The following is a 17,496-nucleotide window of genomic DNA, read 5'->3' as shown; positions in this document are numbered from 1 at the left end:
AGGGGGCCGGTTCGTCGAAAATTGGATTGAACGACAACCGCCGGACTGATTAACGGCGGTGTTCGGTCATGTCGATACACCTTCGCCGCCCGATCGATGCCCTGCCGATCGCTTCCGGCGACCTTGTGTAGTGTTGCTGTCGGGTTTTGGCTCCCCTGCCGCGTCTCCGGATGTGCAGCCAGTGCTGCGCCCGCCACGGGGGAGCTGGGCCGACGTGGGATGCCTGCCAAGGACGGAGAGCGCCCATGAATGAGGCGGTCGGTGTACGACGCACGAACCGGTGAACTGGGTTTGTGTCGTATACCGGTGGCAAGCTGTTGGGTATGCAGCTGCGATACAACTTCCGCCTCTACCCCACAGCGGGGCAGCGGCAGTCGTTGGCGCAAGCATTCGGCTGTGCCCGAGTCGTGTTCAACGACGCCCTTGCCGCCCGACAGCAGGCATACCAGGACGGCCGTCTGGTCACCGACGCGGAACTGTCGAAGCAGTTGACCGAGTCGAAGAAGACCCCCGAGCGAGCGTGGCTGGGTGGGGTGTCGGCGGTGGTGTTGCAGCAGGCCCTCGCCGATCTGAATACCGCGTACCGCAACTTCTTCGGCTCGCTCACCGGCACGCGGAAGGGGCCGAAGATCGCCGCGCCGCGGTTCCGGTCGCGTCGTGACAACCGGCAGGCGATCCGGTTCACCCGAAACGCCCGGTTCGCGGTCACCGCGGGGGAGAAGCTGCGGTTGCCCAAGATTGGGGACGTGACGGTGGCGTGGTCGCGGCGGCTGCCGTCGGATCCGTCATCGGTGACCGTGGTCAAGGACGCAGCTGGGAGGTATTTCGCGTCGTTCGTGGTGGAGGTAGAAACCCCGCCGCTGCCCGATGTCGATGCCGAGGTGGGTATCGACCTGGGGTTGACGTCGTTCGCGGTCCTGTCCGATGGGCGGGTCATCGACAACCCTCGGTTGTTTCGTCGGGCCGAACGCAAGCTTCGTAAAGCCCAGCAAGCACTCTCGCGTAAGCAGAAGGGCTCGAGTAATCGGGGTAAGGCACGGATCAGGGTTGCCCGCGCACACGCTAAAGTTGCTGATCAGCGCCGTGATTTCGCGCATAAACTGTCCACGACGATTGTCCGTGATAACCAAGCGGTCTATGTCGAGGATTTGTGTGTGCGGGGGTTGGCGCGGACTCGGTTGGCGAAGTCGGTACATGACGTGGGGTGGTCGATGTTCACGCGCTTGCTGGAGGAGAAGGCTTCCCGGTTTGGGCGGTATTTCGACAAGATCGACCGGTTCTTCCCGTCCTCACAGCTGTGCTCGGTCTGCGGGGTGATCGATGGGAAGAAACCGTTGTCGGTCCGGTCGTGGACCTGTCGGTGTGGTGTCACCCACGATCGAGATATCAATGCAGCCAGGAATGTCCTCGCCGCTGGTCAGGTGGAGAGGTTAAACGCTTGTGGAGTGCGGGTGAGTCCGGGACTTGTTCCGGCGCCGCGCCGTGAAGCAGGAACCCGCCGAGAGCGCCAGACGGTGCTGGATGGAGTCCCCGTCCAATAGGGCGGGGAGGATGTCAATAGGCTGTGCGACGAGCTGGACGGTCGCGCGGGAATAGCGACCACCCACCTGCTGTTGGGCCCAACGGTACGGATGACGCGACAAGGGAGTCAGGCATGTTCACAGGGATCGTGGAGGAGCTCGGCGAGATCGTGGCCACCGAAGCGCTGACCGACGCCGCCCGGTTGACGATCCGCGGCAAGCTGGTGACTTCCGATGCCGGACACGGCGATTCGATCGCCGTCAACGGCGTCTGTCTCACCGTCGTCGACGTGGTCGACGGCGACAGCTTCACCGTCGATGTCATGGACGAGACGTTGAAGCGTTCGAGCATCGGCGGGCTGGTCGCCGGTTCGCCGGTCAACCTCGAGCGCGCGGCCGCACTGAACAGCCGCCTCGGCGGGCACCTCGTGCAGGGCCACGTCGATGGCACCGGCACGGTCCTGCGCCGCACTCCGTCGGAGAACTGGGAGGTCGTGCGGATCTCGCTGCCGGATTCCATCGCGCGCTATGTAGTGGAGAAGGGCTCGATCACCGTCGACGGCGTCTCGCTCACCGTCTCCGGCCTCGGCATCGAAGCAGCACCGAACGCCGACGGATCGCGGGACTGGTTCGAGGTCTCCCTGATCCCGACCACCTTGTCTCTGACGGTTCTCGGCACCGCCCCCGTCGGTGCCACCGTGAACCTCGAGGTGGACGTCATCGCGAAGTACGTAGAACGCCTCGCCCAACGAGGCTGAAACCGATCGGCGCCGGGCCTCACCGAACACCCCGGGATCACGCCGTAATGTAGGAGTCATTGTCATCCCCAGGGCAGTTTCTCGGCCGCCTCGATCTGGACTGACCAGAGGGTGTGACGAAGGAGTGCCCGCCGGGAGGGAAGATAGGCCCGCCGGGCCGAGGAACACGCGGCGCCAGCCGCCGAAATTACGGAGCATGCAGACGTGACCAGGTTGGACAGCATCGAGCGCGCGGTCGCCGATATCGCGGCCGGCAAGGCTGTTGTCGTCATCGACGACGAGGACCGGGAGAACGAAGGCGATCTCATCTTCGCGGCGGAGAAGGCCACCCCGGAGCTGGTCGCGTTCATGATCCGCTACACCTCCGGCTATATCTGTGTGCCGCTCACCGCCGACGACTGCGACCGCCTCGGCCTGCCGCCCGCGTACGCGATGAACCAGGACAAGCACGGCACCGCCTACACCGTCTCGGTGGACGCGCGCGAGGGCATCACCACCGGCATCTCCGGCGCCGACCGGGCTGTCACCATGCGCTTGCTGGCCAGTGCCGAGGCCAAGGCCGACGAATTCACCCGCCCCGGCCACGTGGTGCCGCTGCGCGCCAAGGACGGCGGCGTACTGCGCAGGCCCGGCCACACCGAGGCCGCGGTCGATCTGGCCCGGATGGCCGGACTGCGTCCCGCGGGTGTGATCTGCGAGATCGTCAGCCAGAAGGACGATGGCCACATGGCTCGCACCGACGAGCTACGCGTGTTCGCCGACGAGCACAACCTGGCGATGATCTCGATCGCCGACATGATCGCCTGGCGGCGCAAGCACGAGAAGCATGTCGTGCGGGTGGCCGAGGCCAGGATCCCGACCGCGCACGGCGACTTCAAGGCCGTGGGCTACCAGAGCGTCTTCGACGACGCCGAGCATGTCGCGCTGGTGCGCGGAAACATCGGCGACGGCGAGGACGTGCTGGTGCGCGTGCACTCGGAGTGCCTGACCGGCGATGTCTTCGGCTCGCTGCGCTGCGATTGCGGCCCGCAGCTGGACGCGGCGCTCGAGATGGTCGATCAGGAGGGTCGCGGCGTAGTCCTCTACATGCGCGGGCACGAGGGCCGTGGCATCGGCCTGATGCACAAGCTGCAGGCCTACCAGTTGCAGGACACCGGCCGTGACACCGTCGATGCCAACCTGGATCTCGGCCTGCCTGCCGACGCCCGCGATTACGGCACCGGTGCGCAGATCCTGGTCGATCTCGGTATCCGCTCGATGCGCCTGCTCACCAACAACCCGGCCAAGCGGGTCGGTCTCGACGGCTACGGCCTCGCGATCACCGAGCGTGTCCCGATGCCGTTGCGCGCCAATGCCGAGAACTTGCACTACCTGCGCACCAAGCGGGATCGGATGGGCCACGACCTGGTCGGCCTCGACGATCTCGATCTGGGCGAAACCGCGCAGTGATCACTCCTTCCGAAAGGCGGCAACGATGAGCGGCACAGGTGTTCCGACCTTTGCGCTGGCGCAGGCCAAAGACGTCAAACTCGGCATCGTCGCCTCGCGCTGGCATACCGAGATCTGCGACACCCTCGTGGCCAATGCCGAACGGGTGGCCAAGGAAGCCGGCGTCGAACACGTGACCGTGGTGCGCTGCGCCGGGGCGATGGAGCTGCCGGTCGTCGCGCAGGAGCTGGCGCGCACCCACGATGCCGTGGTGGCTCTCGGTGTCGTGATCCGTGGTGGCACACCGCATTTCGAATATGTCTGTGACGCGGTGACGGCCGGATTGACCCGGGTGTCGCTCGATGCGGCGACCCCCGTCACCAACGGTGTGCTCACCACGAACGACGAGGAGCAGGCGCGCGACCGGGCGGGGCTGCCCGGTTCGGCCGAGGACAAGGGCGAGCAGGCGTGTGCCGCCGCCCTCGATGCCGCGCTCACCCTGCGCGCGCTGCGATCGGTGTGACCGTGCCGGTGGTGCGGACGTGGCGTCGCGGTGCTCCCGAGCCGGACACGGGCTGGGAGTTCGAGGTGCGTCCGCGCCGGGCGACCCGCACCGCCATCGTGGTCGCGATCGTCATCGTCGTCGCCTTCACCGCAGGCGGGTTGCTGTTACGCACCGGGTCGACCGGGGTGAACTTCCGGGTCGCCGATCAGGTCGCGATGATCCTGATCGGGGTGGTCGGTGCGGGCGCGGTACTGATGCTCACCCGGCCGCGTGTGCGCGCGGGTAGCCAAGGCGTCGCGGTGCGCAACATTCTCGGGGAGCAGGTGTATCCGTGGGCCTACATCCGCGGTGTGTCCTTCCTCGACCGCAAGTCGTGGGCCCGCCTCGAACTGGCCGACGACGACTACGTCCCGATGCTGGCGATCCGGTCCAATGACAAGGCACATGCCGCGGATGCCATCGAGCGGGTGCGCGAACTCGGCGCCCGCTACGCCCCGCGGGACTGAGTGCGGGCGCCCGGCGCCTCAGCGGGTATCGCCGAGGACCGCTCCCTCGCGTCGCGGATCCGCACCGCCGATCCAGCCGTCCTTGCCGTTGTGCCGCAGGGCACTGAGTCCGCTGGACTGCGGCGCGACCGACACCTGGTGACCCATCGCCCGCAGCTTTTCGACCAGCGGATCATGGTCACCGTTGTCGGTGGCGTTGATGTCGGGATGCTCGCCGCCTACGCCGGTGACCGGAGTATTGCCCGCGCCGAACGACACCCCGGAGACCGCCTGTTGTGGGTCCAGGCCCCAATCCAGCACGTTGACAAGCGTTTTCACGACGAACTGGATGATCACCGAACCGCCGGGTGAACCCGTGACGAGCTTCAGTTCGCCACGATCGCCCTTGTCGTCGCGTTCGAACACCAGGGTCGGGGCCATCGAACTGCGCGGGCGCTTATTCGGCTGGAGGCGGTTGGCCACCGGGGTGCCGTCGGGATCGAGCGGGTCGGCGGCGAAGTCGGTGAGCTGATTGTTGAGCAGAAACCCGTCGACGAGATGGAACGACCCGAACGCCGATTCGACCGTGGTGGTCATCGCGGCGGCATTGCCGTATTTGTCGACGACGGAGATGTGGCTGGTGCCGTGCTCCGGCGGTTGTGGGCCGTTGCCGAGGGGGACCGGTCCGAGATTGCCGGGCTTGGCGGTACCCATGCTTCGCTGGGGGTCGATCAGCGTCGACCGCTCCTTCAGGTACTGCGGGTGGACCAGCGAGAGGGCCGAATTGCCCGGCAGCGGAACGAAATCCGGGTCGGCGACGTACTTGTTACGGTCGGCGTAGGCCAGCCGCTCGGCCTCGGAGATCAGGTGCACGGCCTGCGCGTCGGGGCGCCCACCGTTGGCGTCGAGCTCCTGGGGGCGCAGCGCGGGGATGTCGAAGTTGGCGAGGATGCCCAGCGTCGCGGCGACGGTGCTGCCACCCGAGGACGGTGCGGGCATGCCGCACAGTTCGTACTTGCGATACCCGGTGCACAGTGCCGTGCGCTTCTTGGCCTCGTAATCGGCCAGGTCGGTGGTGGTCAGCGCACTGGGGGTGCGCCCACCCGCCGTACTGCCCGCCGCCTCGACGATGTCCTCGGCGATAGCCCCGCGGTAGAAGGCCTTCGCTCCGTCGGTCGCGATCGTCGAGAGCGTTTTCGCCAGCGCCGGATTGGTGAGGACGGTGCCGGCCTGCTTGGGCGAACCATCGGGTTCGAGGAAGTAGCCGCGCGCGGCGTCGTCGGCGGCCAGGTCCTTCGCGGATTCGGCGATCTGCCCGGCCAGCCGCGGACTGATCTCGAAACCGCTGTCGGACAGGCTGATCGCGGGATCGAACAGTTCCTTCCAGGCGCTCATCCCGTGCTCGGAATGCGCGAGTTCGAGCATCCGGAGCACGCCGGGTACACCGATCGAGCGCCCGCTGGCCCGGGTGTTCGGCGCGGGTTCGGTGCGGTCGGTATCGCTGACCCAGCGCAGATAGTTCTCGGTCGCCGCGGCAGGCGCGGTCTCGCGGCCGTCGTAGGTGTCGACCGTGCGCGACTTCGCGTCGTAGTGCACCAGGAAGGCGCCACCGCCGATTCCGGACGCCTGCGGTTCGACCAGCCCGAGCATCGCCTGCGCGGTGACCAGCGCGTCGGTCGCGGTGCCACCCGCCCGCAGCACCCGGCACGCGGCCTCCGTGGCAATCGGATTGGCGGTCGACACCGCGTAGGTGCTGGTGCGCACCGCCGTCATGTCCGAGCGATACCCCGAGGCGATCTCAGGATTGGTGCTGAGATTCTGCGAGGTCGGCGTACCCCCGCCGGTCGCGGGCGCCGCGGATACCGGAGTGCCGTTGGGCGTGCTCGTACACTCGGCAGCCGTCTTCTCGTCTGTCGAACAACCGGTCAGTACCCCCACCGCGAGCACTGCGGCCGTCGTGGCCCCGATCCACGTCCGTCGCCTTGGCGTCATGTAGGCAGCGTAACTCGCCGGTCCGACACGATTCGCTCTTTTTCCGCCGGGGCGCACGCCGTCGACCTCCTCGACGATGTCGACACGCGGATGAGGTGTACGCCAATCTTGGCTTCCCCGCCCGATTTCCGCCAGGTGCGCGATCGCCGGCTGGCTACCCTGGCTGATATGGATATCGACGCGGTGCTGTTCGACTACTCGGGCACGGTCTTTCGTTTGGAGGAGGACCGGACCTGGGCCGACGAACTCGTCGGCGACGACGGCACACCGTTCGACATCGCGGCGAAAGCCGAAGTGCTGCGGCGGATGACGGCCCCGGTCGAGCAGTTCATGACCTTCGACGCGGCAGGCCAATACGCCTGGGACAACCGCGATCTCGACCCCGCCCTGCACCGTCACGCCTACCTCGAGGTGCTGCGCGGCTCCGGCGTCCCCGACGCCCAGGCAACGCGCCTCTACGAACGCCTCATCGACCCGCTCACCTGGACTCCGTACCCCGACACCGGCACCGTCCTGAAATCTCTTGCTGCCCAAGGCATCCCGGTCGGGATCGTCAGCAATATCGCCTTCGACATCCGCCCCGCCTTCGCGAAGCACGGCTGGACGGACCTGATCGGCTCGATGACCCTGTCCTACGAGGTGGGCGCGATCAAGCCGAATGCCCGCATCTTCGGCGACGCCACCGACCGCCTCGGCGTCGACCCCGAACGCGTCCTCATGATCGGCGACAGCACCGAAGCCGACGGCGGCGCCACCACCCTCGGTGCCCGCTTCGCCCTCGTCGACGCGGTCCCCACCATCGATCGCCCCCGCGCCCTCATCGACGCACTCGCCGAACACGGCATCCGCACGGCCGGCTGACCCCCGCGGGCGGAGCCGACGATCAGCGCTCGCGGGTGAACCAGGCGAGCGCCGAGGGGCGAAGAAGCAGACCGGCGACGGCTCCGTTGGCGACGATGCCGACCACGCCGGGCGGCAGTCCGGTGAGGATGCCCGTCGACGACACCAGCAGCGCCAGCACCGCGACCCCGATCGCCGCCTTGCGCACCAGGTCGCCGCCCTGCCGGAACAACAGCACCAGCGGGACAAGCGCGAAGGACGGCAGATACCCGGCGAGCAGCGCGCCGAGCGAGCCACCCAGCGCCACCGTGATCGCGATCAGCACCACGCCGACGGCGGTAGCGACCGTCGCGATCAGCCGCGCCCCGCGCACAGTGCCGGGCATGACCCCGAACGGGGTCAACTCGTCGTCGTACCGGTCATCACCAGTTCGCGGCAGGGCGGCAGCGTTGCTCATCGTCGTCCTTTCGGGCACACAATCCGAGCACTCACGCTACACAGGCGGGTACTCGGCCGGTCCCGGCGCGCCTGCCGCAGTCCTTCGACCCGGCGGACTATCGACGGCGCCTCGGTTCGTGTGCCCGCCTCGGTGGTGCGGACCTGTCGGGCTAGGCGCACCTGCGGCGGTGTGGAGCTGTCGGAGCCCCTCGCTAGGCGTACCTCCGCCTTCGCTCCGGCCGTGCGCAGCTGAGGAGCGCTGTCGCGCCTGCGCCCATTAGGCTTGACAGGTGGCAGATCCCGCGACGTACCGGCCGGCGCCGGGCACGATTCCCGTCGAACCCGGTGTGTACAAGTTCCGGGACGTGCACGGGCGGGTCATCTATGTCGGCAAGGCCAAGAGCCTGCGGAGTCGGTTGAATTCCTACTTCGCCGATGTGTACTCGCTGCATCCGCGCACCAAGCAGATGGTGACAACGGCCGCCGCTGTCGAGTGGACCGTGGTGTCCACCGAGGTCGAGGCGCTGCAGCTCGAGTACAACTGGATCAAGGAATTCGATCCGCGGTTCAATGTGCGTTACCGCGACGACAAGACCTACCCGGTGCTCGCGGTAACCCTCAACGAGGAGTATCCGCGGCTGTTCGTCTACCGCGGTGCCCGCAAGAAGGGCGTGCGCTACTTCGGCCCCTACGCGCACGCCTGGGCGATTCGCGAGACCCTCGACCTGTTGCTGCGGGTATTCCCGGCGCGCACCTGCTCCAACGGAGTCTTCAAGCGGCACAACCAGATCGGGCGACCCTGTCTGCTCGGCTACATCGACAAGTGTTCCGCGCCGTGCGTGGGCCGGGTCGATGCCGACGAACACCGCCAGATCGTCGAGGACTTCTGCGACTTCCTCTCCGGCAAGACCGACAAGATGGTGCGCGCACTCGAACGCCGCATGCACGAAGCCGCCGAAGACCTCGACTTCGAGACCGCCGCCCGGCTACGCGACGACGTCCAGGCGCTGCGCCGCGCACTCGAGAAGCAGGCCGTGGTGCTCGGCACCGGCACCGACGCCGATGTGATCGCCTTCGCCACCGACGAACTCGAAGCCGCGGTCCAGATCTTCCATGTCCGCGACGGACGCGTGCGCGGCCAGCGCGGCTGGGTCGTCGACAAAGCCGGCGACGCACTCGACGTCGCGGAATCAGGAACCGAACTGGCCGCCCTGGTCGAACAGTTCCTCACCCAGTTCTACGGCGAACAGGCCTCGATGGCAGACCAGAACGGCGACGCGGCCATCGTCGTCCCGCGTGAGGTATTGGTGCCCGAACTGCCCGCCGACGCGGTGGAGATCGGTGAGTGGCTCAGCGAGATGCGCGGCTCCGCGGTCTCGCTGCGCATCCCCCAGCGCGGCGACAAGAAGGCGCTTGCCGAGACGGTGCAGCGCAACGCCGCCGAGGCACTGGCCCAGCACAAGCTCCGCCGCGCCGGTGATCTCACCTCGAGATCGCAAGCGCTGCAAGATATTCAAGACGCACTCGAACTCGACAGCGCCCCACTGCGGATCGAATGCGTCGACATCAGCCACGTGCAGGGCACCGACGTGGTCGCCTCACTGGTGGTCTTCGAAGACGGCCTGGCCCGCAAGTCCGACTACCGCCACTACGCGATCAAGGAAGCCGCGGGCGACGGCCGCTCCGACGACGTCGGCAGCATCGCCGAGGTGACCCGTCGCCGCTTCGCCCGTCTGGCCCGCGACCGCGAACAACCCGTCGAGATCGAACCCGACGAGGTGGACGAACCCGCCTCACGCCCTGGCGTCGACCCGACCACCGGCCGGCCGCGCCGCTTCGCCTACCCGCCCAACCTCTACGTCGTCGACGGCGGTGCACCCCAGGTCGCCGCCGCCGCCGAGGTCCTCGATGATCTCGGTATCACCGATGTCGCGGTGATCGGCCTGGCCAAACGCCTCGAAGAGGTATGGGTGCCCGGCGAGGCCGACCCGGTGATCATGCCGCGCAACAGCGAGGCACTGTTCCTGCTGCAACGCGTGCGCGACGAGGCGCACCGCTTCGCCATCACGTTCCACCGCAGCAAACGCTCACGCCGGATGACAGCATCGGCGCTGGACGCGGTGCCGGGTCTCGGCGAGACGAGGCGGACCGCCCTGGTCACCCACTTCGGCTCGGTCGCGAGAATAAAGGACGCGACTGTCGAAGAAATCACCTCGGTGCCCGGAATCGGGGTCGCGACGGCAAAAGCAGTGCTCGCGGCGCTCAACAGCCCGTAACCGTGACGGCCGGGATCGCAGGACGCAACATTGCGTGTGCCGTACGTTGTGTGTCTGCGCCCGATACCCGAACCGGTGCGGGATGATCGAAAGGCACCCAGAAACGGATCCGGTAGGACATGACACGCGTCGAATCGAATAACAAGGCGGGGGCGGCACCCGGGCAATCCGGGACGGTCACCGACACACAGCAACCAGTAGAAGTGGTTATCGTGACCGGCTTGTCCGGCGCGGGCCGCGGCACTGCCGCGCGCGTGCTGGAGGATCTCGGCTGGTATGTGACCGACAACCTACCGCCCGAACTGATCGGGCGGATGATCGAACTAGGCGCCGCGGCCGACCCGCCGATCCGGCGGCTCGCGCTGGTCATGGACGTGCGCAGCCGATTCTTCACCGGCGAGCTCTCCGGGGTCACCGAGCAGTTGCGTGGCGCGGGTATCCGCACGAGGGTGCTGTTTCTCGAGGCGTCCGACGATGTGCTGATCCGGCGGTTCGGCTTCGCCCGGCGTCGTCATCCGCTGCAGAGCGACAGCCCCGACGGGACGCTCTCGGCCGGTCTGACCGCCGAACGAGCCAGGCTCGCCCCGGTCAAGGCCGCCGCCGACCTCGTCATCGACACCACCGAGCTGTCGATCCACCAGCTGCACCGCAAGCTGGAGGAGGCATACGGCGCGGGCGCGCCAGCCGCACTGCAACTGACTGTGCAGTCGTTCGGCTTCAAATACGGTGTTCCCCTCGACGCCGACATGGTGTTGGACGTGCGATTCCTGCCGAACCCGCATTGGATTCCAGAATTGCGGGAACACACAGGACAGGAGTCGGTGGTCAGCGATTACGTGCTGTCCCGGCCGGGTGCGCGCGACTACCTGCAGACCGGCAAACACCTGGTCGACCTGACGACGACCGGATACCGCCAAGAGGGGAAGCGATACATGACCGTGGCAGTGGGGTGCACCGGCGGCAAACATCGCAGCGTCGCTATCGCCGAGGCACTGGGTGAGCGCATCGGCGCCGATACCGGGCACGTGGCGGTGGACGTCGTTCGCGTCGTGCACCGGGATCTGGGGCGCGAATGAGTGGAACCGAAGCCGACCCAGCCGTCGTCGCGCTGGGCGGCGGACATGGGCTGTACGCGACATTGACGGCGGTACGCAGGCTGACGAGGCGGATCACCGCCGTCGTCACCGTCGCCGACGACGGCGGGTCGTCCGGCCGGCTACGCGCCGAGCTGGGCATGCTCCCGCCGGGTGACCTGCGAATGGCCCTGGCAGCGCTGTCCGACGACGCCGACGGTGTCTGGACCACGACGGTGCAGCACCGCTTCGGCGGCACCGGCGCGCTCGCGGGGCACTCGGTGGGAAATCTGATCCTGGCCGGGCTCACCGACATCCTCGGTGATCCGGTGGCAGCGCTCGACGAGGTGGGCAGGCTGTTGCGGATCACCGGCCGGGTGCTGCCGATGTCGCCGATTCCGCTCGACATCGAGGCCGAAGTGTCTGGCCTGGAATCGGATCCGCGGATCGGCCGGTGCGTGCGCGGTCAGGTTGCGGTCGCGACCACGCCGGGTAAGGTCCGGCGGGTGCGGCTGATTCCGTCCGATCCGCCTGCCAGCCCCGAGGCGACCTCGGCTATCGAAGACGCGGATGTTGTTGTGCTGGGACCTGGTTCGTGGTTCACCAGCGTCATTCCGCATGTCCTGCTGCCGCAGTTGCACGCGGCGCTGGTACGTACCAGGGCACGCAAAGTACTCGTTCTCAATCTGGCCGCGGAGCCGGGCGAGACCGCCGGCTTTTCCGCGGAGCGACATCTGCATGTATTGTCCCAGCACGCACCGGATTTCGCGGTCGACGACGTGCTCGTCGACTCGGCGTCGGTGCCCGAGGGGCGGCAACGGGAACATGTGGCAAGAGCCGCCGAACAGTTGCGTGCACGGGTAACGTTCTGCGATGTCGCCGAGCCGGGAACGGATCGGCATCATCCCGGAAAACTTGCCGCCGCACTGGATCAGCTGATCCGGTCGCCGCGGTCGCAACTGACTGGGCTTCGATTCGAGAGACGGCACAGTGCCTCAGATGTGCACAGTGTTGCAGATGAGCGTTCGGGGTCGGTGGGAAAGGAGCGCGTCTCGTGGCGATGACAGCCGAGGTGAAGGACGAGCTGAGCAGGCTCGTGGTGTCGCAGGTCAGCTCGCGTAAAGCGGAACTGTCGGCGTTGCTGCGGTTTGCGGGCGGTCTGCACATCGTGGGGGGCAGGGTGATCGTGGAAGCCGAGGTGGACATGGGGTCCATCGCCCGGCGACTGCGCAGAGAGATTTTCGAGCTGTACGGATACGGCTCCGACGTACATGTGCTCGGCGCGGGTGGGTTGCGTAAGACCTCCCGCTACGTCGTGCGGGTGTCGAAGGAAGGCGAGGCGCTGGCGCGCCAGACCGGTTTGCTCGACGTGCGCGGACGTCCCGTCCGCGGGCTGCCCGCGCAGGTGGTCGGCGGCAGCATCGGTGACGCCGAAGCGGCATGGCGTGGTGCGTTTCTCGCGCACGGTTCGCTCACCGAGCCGGGTCGTTCCTCGGCGCTCGAGGTGAGCTGCCCCGGTCCGGAGGCGGCCCTGGCGCTGGTCGGTGCGGCGCGCAGGCTCGGCATCACCGCGAAGGCGCGGGAGGTGCGCGGCACGGATCGAGTCGTGGTGCGTGACGGTGAGGCGATCGGCGCCCTGCTCACCCGGATGGGCGCGCAGGACACCAGGCTCACCTGGGAAGAACGGCGGATGCGCCGCGAGGTGCGGGCCACCGCCAACCGGCTCGCCAACTTCGACGACGCGAACCTGCGTCGATCGGCGCGTGCGGCCGTCGCGGCGGCGGCTCGGGTGGAGCGGGCGCTGGAGATCCTCGCCGACGATGTTCCCGAGCATCTCGCCGCGGCGGGCAGGCTGCGGGTACAGCACCGGCAGGCCTCCCTGGAAGAACTCGGTCAGCTGGCCGAGCCGCCGATGACCAAAGACGCTGTCGCGGGCCGGATCCGGCGATTGCTGTCGATGGCCGACCGGCGCGCCAAGGACCTCGGTATCCCCGATACCGAGTCGGCGGTGACAGCGGAACTCCTCGACGACGCGTAACCAGGAACCGAGACTCCTCGCGCCGAAAGGTGTGGCGAATCCGACGATTAGGGCAGAGCGGTCATGCTGGACCGCTCTGCCCTCTATTCTGGGGTCTCCGCAGGCCTGAAGCCGGGGAGCTCACAACTCACAGGTGGCTGTCGTGAAGGCTGATGCGGCTACTACTGTGGTTACCGTCGGAATGAATCCGCTTGAAAGCTGAGGAGCGATAACGTGACTGTCCGGGTAGGTATCAACGGCTTCGGTCGTATCGGACGTAATTTCTTCCGTGCGGTGGAGGCGCTGAAGGCCGTCGGCGAGACCGATATCGAAATTGTCGCGGTTAACGACCTCACCGACATCAACACCCTGGCCACCCTGCTGAAGTACGACTCGATCCTGGGTCGCCTGCCGCAGAACGTCTCCGTCGAAGGCGACACCATCGTGGTCGGCGAGCAGCGCATCAAGGCGCTCGCGATCAAGGAAGGCCCCTCGGCGCTGCCATGGGCCGACCTGAACGTCGACGTGGTCGTCGAGTCGACCGGCATCTTCACCGCCGCCGAGCAGGCCAAGGGTCACCTGTCCGCCGGCGCCAAGAAGGTCATCATCTCCGCGCCTGCCACCGGCGACGACATCACCATCGTGATGGGCGTCAACGACGACAAGTACGACGGCAGCCAGAACATCATCTCCAACGCGTCCTGCACCACGAACTGCCTCGGCCCGATCGCCAAGGTGCTCAACGACTCGTTCGGCATCGTGAACGGTCTGATGACCACCATTCACGCCTACACCCAGGACCAGAACCTGCAGGACGCCCCGCACAAGGACCTGCGTCGCGCCCGCGCCGCGGCCCTGAACATCGTGCCCACCGGCACCGGTGCCGCCAAGGCCATCGGCCTGGTGCTGCCCGAGCTGCAGGGCAAGCTCGACGGCTACGCGCTGCGCGTTCCGGTCCCGACGGGCTCGGTCACCGACCTCACCGCCACCCTGGCGAAGCCGGCCACCATCGAAGAGATCAACGCCGCGATGAAGGCCGCCGCCGAGGGCCCGATGAAGGGCATCCTCAAGTACAACGAGGACCCGATCGTGTCCAGCGACATCGTCACCGACCCGCACTCGTCGATCTACGACGCGCCGCTGACCAAGGTCATCGACAACCAGGTCAAGGTCGTCTCCTGGTACGACAACGAGTGGGGCTACTCGAACCGGCTGGCCAACCTGGTCGATCTCGTCGGCAAGACGCTCTGATCGCCATGACAGTTCAAACACTTCAGGATCTCCTGGCCGAGGGTGTCGAGGGTCGCGGCGTGCTCGTGCGCTCCGATCTGAACGTTCCCCTCGACGACAACGGCCAGATCACCGACCCCGGCCGCATCATCGCCTCGGTGCCGACCATTCAGGCGCTGGTCGACGCGGGCGCCAAGGTGGTCGTGATGGCTCACCTGGGCCGCCCCAAGGGCGAGCCCGACGCCAAGTTCTCCCTCGCCCCCGTGGCGGCGAAGCTGGCCGAGCTGCTCGGCCGCAATGTCCAGCTGGCCGGTGACGTGGTGGGCTACGACGCGCTCTCGCGCTCGGAAGGCCTCACCGACGGTGACGTGCTGCTGCTCGAGAACGTGCGCTTCGACCCGCGTGAAACCAGCAAGGACGACTCGGAGCGGGCCAAGCTGGCCGCGGCGTTCGTCGAGCTGGTCGGCGACGACGGTGCGTTCGTCTCCGACGGTTTCGGCGTGGTGCACCGCAAGCAGGCGTCGGTCTACGACGTCGCGCAGGCGCTCCCGCATTACGCGGGCACGCTGGTCGCGGCCGAGGTCGAGGTGCTGCGCAAGCTGGGTGGGTCCGGGGGCGAAGGTGCAGACCCGGCCCGCCCGTACGCGGTGGTGCTCGGTGGCTCCAAGGTCTCGGACAAGCTCGCGGTGATCGAGGCGCTGGCCCCCAAGGTCGACACCTTGGTGATCGGCGGCGGCATGTGCTTCACCTTCCTTGCCGCGCAAGGACTTCCGGTCGGTGGTTCGCTGCTGCAGGCCGAGATGATCGACACCTGCAAGTCGCTGCTCGAGCGCTTCGGCGACGTGCTGCACCTGCCGGTCGACATCGTGGTGGCCGACAAGTTCGCGCCCGACGCGGAGTCGAAGACCGTGGCCTCGACCGAGATCCCCGACGGCTGGCTGGGCCTTGACATCGGCCCCGAATCGGTCTCGCGGTTCTCCGCGTTGCTGACCGAGGCCAAGACGGTGTTCTGGAACGGACCGATGGGTGTGTTCGAGTTCGACGCGTTCGCCGCGGGCACCCGTGGTGTCGCCGAGGCCATCGTGACCGCCACCTCCAAGGGTGCGTTCACGGTCGTCGGCGGCGGTGACTCGGCGGCTGCCGTGCGCACCCTCGGCCTGCCCGACGACGGCTTCTCACACATCTCCACCGGTGGTGGCGCTTCTCTGGAATACCTGGAAGGCAAAGAGCTGCCCGGTATTTCGGTGCTGGAGGGCTGAGCGATGGCTGCACGTAAACCGCTCATCGCGGGCAACTGGAAGATGAACCTCAACCACCTCGAGGCCATCTCGCTGGTGCAGAAGGTGGCGTTCGCGCTGCCCGAGAAGTACTTCGCGAAGGTCGACGTGACGGTGATCCCGCCGTTCACCGATCTGCGCAGTGTGCAGTCGATCGTCGACGGCGACAAGCTGCTGATCACCTACGGTGCGCAGGACGTCTCGGCGCACGACTCCGGTGCCTACACCGGCGAGGTCAGCGCGCCGATGCTGGCGAAGCTCGGCTGCGCGTACGTGGTGGTCGGGCACTCGGAGCGTCGTCAGTACCACCACGAGGACGACGCGACCGTGCTGGCCAAGGCCAAGCAGGCGCTGAAGTACGAGATCACCCCGATCGTCTGCATCGGTGAGGGTCTCGGCGTCCGCGAGGCGGGTACGCACGTCGAGTACAACCTCGAGCAACTGCGTGGATCGCTCAAAGGCCTCACGGCGGAACAGATTTCGCAGGTTGTCATCGCCTACGAGCCGGTCTGGGCCATCGGCACCGGCAAGGTCGCCTCGGCGGCCGACGCGCAGGAAGTGTGCGGCGCGATCCGTGGCGAGCTGGAGAAGCTGGCTTCCCCGGAGGTCGCCGCCGGTGTGCGCGTGCTCTACGGCGGCTCGGTGAACGCCAAGAATATCGGCGAGCTGATCCGTCAGCCCGATATCGACGGCGCGCTGGTCGGCGGTGCTTCGCTCAAGGGTGACGAGTTCGCCACCTTGTCGGCGATCGCCGCGGGCGGTCCGCTGCCCTGATCGGGCACTGAACACCGAAGGGCTGGAAACCAACGGGTTTCCGGCCCTTCGCTTTTCGTCGGTCGGGGCTACTGCGCGTGCAGGATCAGGCCGTAGCCGTTGTCGTTGCGCAGGGTGAGGGTGTCGGCGTCGATGGTGGCGGTGGTTCGGCCGTCCAGCGCGCGCAGCACGTTCTGCTCGACTTCCATCACCTCCGGTGGGCACATCATCTTGGTGGTGGCGACGGCGAAGGTCACCGCGTCGCCGGGACCGACGCCGGCGGTGCCGGTGATCCGGTTGCAGCCCGCGGTACCGCTGACGGTGCCGCCCTCGCCGATGCCGAGATTCGGGCTCACCTGGTCGAGCGTGGTCGACCGGATCTGCGCGTCCGGGGTGATCATGGTCGTGACCACCCACGCGGTGCCGGTCAGCGGCTTGTCGGGACTCACGATCTTCTTGTCGGTGAGATGGACGGTGACGGACTGGCCCGTCAGTGTCAGCCGATCACCGTCGAGACGCCAGGTGGGGTCGGATTCCAGGAAGTTGTTCTGCCAGGCGTCGACGCCTTCGCGTTCGCCCGGGCACGCCATCAACGTGCTGGCCAGCGGAGACGTGTGCACGACATTGTTGCTCAGGTCGACGGTGCCGCCCGCGGAGTTGCAGCCGGAGTTCGCCGCGATCCGGCCGTCGGTGAAGGTGAGCGTCATCGGACCGCCGCCCGGGATCTTGTCGCCGACGACCTCGGTCGAGATATAGGTGTGGCCCATCGGCGTGGCGCTGTCGTCCACCGGTTCTTTGTCGGGCGATCCGCAACCGGCCACCACCATGCCGGCCAGTGCGAGCAGGACGGCCAGAGGACGAGGTGATATCCGCATGGAGCCGATGGTACGGACCGCCCCGAACA

16 protein-coding genes are annotated in these 17,496 nt (G+C 67.3%); 13 read left to right on the top strand and 3 right to left on the bottom strand.

Annotation, left to right across the window (positions count from 1 at the left end; translation table 11 throughout):
- Nucleotides 1–323 precede the first annotated feature (323 nt).
- From ACTWPB_RS24785 to ACTWPB_RS24765, 5 genes are all read left to right on the top strand, one after another.
- Nucleotides 324–1,541 (top strand): RNA-guided endonuclease InsQ/TnpB family protein, encoded by a 1,218-nt coding sequence (locus ACTWPB_RS24785; RefSeq protein WP_446222932.1) that lies wholly within the window; start codon nucleotides 324–326, stop codon nucleotides 1,539–1,541.
- A 113-nt stretch (nucleotides 1,542–1,654) separates the two neighbouring features.
- Nucleotides 1,655–2,278 carry a riboflavin synthase gene (locus tag ACTWPB_RS24780; protein WP_446222931.1) on the top strand — a complete coding sequence of 208 codons (624 nt, stop codon included), beginning with the start codon at nucleotides 1,655–1,657 and terminating at the stop codon, nucleotides 2,276–2,278.
- A 204-nt stretch (nucleotides 2,279–2,482) separates the two neighbouring features.
- Nucleotides 2,483–3,727 (top strand): bifunctional 3,4-dihydroxy-2-butanone-4-phosphate synthase/GTP cyclohydrolase II, encoded by a 1,245-nt coding sequence (locus tag ACTWPB_RS24775; RefSeq protein WP_446222930.1) that lies wholly within the window; start codon nucleotides 2,483–2,485, stop codon nucleotides 3,725–3,727.
- Nucleotides 3,728–3,752: 25 nt separating this feature from the next.
- Entirely contained in the window at nucleotides 3,753–4,229 is a 477-nt protein-coding gene (gene ribH, locus ACTWPB_RS24770; RefSeq protein WP_378929156.1) for a 6,7-dimethyl-8-ribityllumazine synthase, read from the top strand.
- A gap of 2 nt (nucleotides 4,230–4,231) precedes the next feature.
- A complete protein-coding gene (locus ACTWPB_RS24765) occupies nucleotides 4,232–4,717 on the top strand; it encodes a PH domain-containing protein (RefSeq protein ID WP_446226469.1) in 486 nt (161 codons plus the stop codon).
- 18 nt (nucleotides 4,718–4,735) lie between these two features.
- On the opposite strand, the gene ggt is transcribed toward ACTWPB_RS24765, so the two are convergent.
- Nucleotides 4,736–6,688: a gamma-glutamyltransferase gene (ggt, locus tag ACTWPB_RS24760; RefSeq protein WP_446222929.1), complete on the bottom strand. Its 1,953-nt coding sequence runs from the start codon at nucleotides 6,686–6,688 to the stop codon at nucleotides 4,736–4,738.
- A gap of 168 nt (nucleotides 6,689–6,856) precedes the next feature.
- Here ggt and ACTWPB_RS24755 point away from each other — a divergent pair, with 168 nt between their 5' ends.
- Nucleotides 6,857–7,549 carry an HAD family hydrolase gene (locus ACTWPB_RS24755; protein ID WP_446222928.1) on the top strand — a complete coding sequence of 231 codons (693 nt, stop codon included), beginning with the start codon at nucleotides 6,857–6,859 and terminating at the stop codon, nucleotides 7,547–7,549.
- A gap of 22 nt (nucleotides 7,550–7,571) precedes the next feature.
- Here the strand turns inward: ACTWPB_RS24755 and ACTWPB_RS24750 are convergent, their stop codons facing one another.
- Nucleotides 7,572–7,985 carry a hypothetical protein gene (locus tag ACTWPB_RS24750; RefSeq protein WP_446222927.1) on the bottom strand — a complete coding sequence of 138 codons (414 nt, stop codon included), beginning with the start codon at nucleotides 7,983–7,985 and terminating at the stop codon, nucleotides 7,572–7,574.
- 271 nt (nucleotides 7,986–8,256) lie between these two features.
- Between ACTWPB_RS24750 and uvrC the strand changes: the two genes are divergently transcribed.
- From uvrC to tpiA, 7 genes are all read left to right on the top strand, one after another.
- A complete protein-coding gene (uvrC, locus tag ACTWPB_RS24745; protein WP_446222926.1) occupies nucleotides 8,257–10,242 on the top strand; it encodes an excinuclease ABC subunit UvrC in 1,986 nt (661 codons plus the stop codon).
- A gap of 119 nt (nucleotides 10,243–10,361) precedes the next feature.
- Nucleotides 10,362–11,318, top strand: coding sequence for an RNase adapter RapZ (gene rapZ / locus ACTWPB_RS24740; RefSeq protein ID WP_446222925.1), 957 nt, complete (start codon nucleotides 10,362–10,364; stop codon nucleotides 11,316–11,318).
- Nucleotides 11,315–12,379 carry a gluconeogenesis factor YvcK family protein gene (locus ACTWPB_RS24735; protein WP_446222924.1) on the top strand — a complete coding sequence of 355 codons (1,065 nt, stop codon included), beginning with the start codon at nucleotides 11,315–11,317 and terminating at the stop codon, nucleotides 12,377–12,379. The genes rapZ and ACTWPB_RS24735 overlap by 4 nt, the downstream gene beginning before the upstream one ends.
- Complete coding sequence (whiA, locus tag ACTWPB_RS24730; protein WP_056810477.1) at nucleotides 12,370–13,353, top strand: DNA-binding protein WhiA; 984 nt, start codon at nucleotides 12,370–12,372, stop codon at nucleotides 13,351–13,353. Before ACTWPB_RS24735 ends, whiA begins: the two co-directional genes overlap by 10 nt.
- A gap of 213 nt (nucleotides 13,354–13,566) precedes the next feature.
- Nucleotides 13,567–14,583: a type I glyceraldehyde-3-phosphate dehydrogenase gene (gene gap / locus ACTWPB_RS24725; protein ID WP_446222923.1), complete on the top strand. Its 1,017-nt coding sequence runs from the start codon at nucleotides 13,567–13,569 to the stop codon at nucleotides 14,581–14,583.
- Between the two features lie 5 nt (nucleotides 14,584–14,588).
- Nucleotides 14,589–15,821, top strand: a complete 1,233-nt coding sequence (locus ACTWPB_RS24720; RefSeq protein WP_446222922.1) for a phosphoglycerate kinase — start codon at nucleotides 14,589–14,591, stop codon at nucleotides 15,819–15,821.
- A 3-nt stretch (nucleotides 15,822–15,824) separates the two neighbouring features.
- Nucleotides 15,825–16,613: a triose-phosphate isomerase gene (gene tpiA / locus ACTWPB_RS24715; protein WP_378912970.1), complete on the top strand. Its 789-nt coding sequence runs from the start codon at nucleotides 15,825–15,827 to the stop codon at nucleotides 16,611–16,613.
- A gap of 68 nt (nucleotides 16,614–16,681) precedes the next feature.
- Here tpiA and ACTWPB_RS24710 read toward each other — a convergent pair whose 3' ends face one another.
- Complete coding sequence (locus ACTWPB_RS24710) at nucleotides 16,682–17,467, bottom strand: META domain-containing protein (RefSeq protein ID WP_446222921.1); 786 nt, start codon at nucleotides 17,465–17,467, stop codon at nucleotides 16,682–16,684.
- Nucleotides 17,468–17,496 lie beyond the last annotated feature (29 nt).

The organism is Nocardia sp. IBHARD005 (genome assembly GCF_052814245.1).
The sequence above is the reverse complement of the archived record's forward strand: the minus strand, read 5'-3'. Positions and strand labels throughout refer to the sequence as shown.